Genomic DNA, 287 nt, shown 5'->3' on the forward strand with positions numbered 1-287 from the left:
CTGCTTTTTAAAGCCACAGCTAAACTAGGTATCACTTGCAGTGGTGGTTCTGAAATTAGTAATCCGTTAGAGTTGTTCATTGCCATCTGCCATCCATTCTGCCTTAAACCATTTTTTAGCTAGATCAATCCAAAAAGATATATTGCGGTCGTTCCGTACTAAGTTTTTTAAAAAGTTAATGTCCTGGCCGTCTTCTCCAATACAAGCAGCAAAGCGGTCTATGCTGTCTATATTAATTAGTTGTGCGTAAATAAAATCCTGAGCATTGTCATAGTCGGTCGAAGTTT

General features: G+C 38.3%; 1 protein-coding gene. It reads right to left on the bottom strand.

Features of this window, described 5'->3' with window-relative positions:
- Window positions 1–66 precede the first annotated feature (66 nt).
- Window positions 67–287 (bottom strand): hypothetical protein (locus tag H3V04_RS09185; RefSeq protein ID WP_198188302.1); only part of this gene is annotated, 221 nt, incomplete at its 5' end.

The organism is Bifidobacterium sp. M0353 (assembly GCF_016100645.1).
GTDB lineage: Bacteria > Actinomycetota > Actinomycetes > Actinomycetales > Bifidobacteriaceae > Bombiscardovia > Bombiscardovia choladohabitans.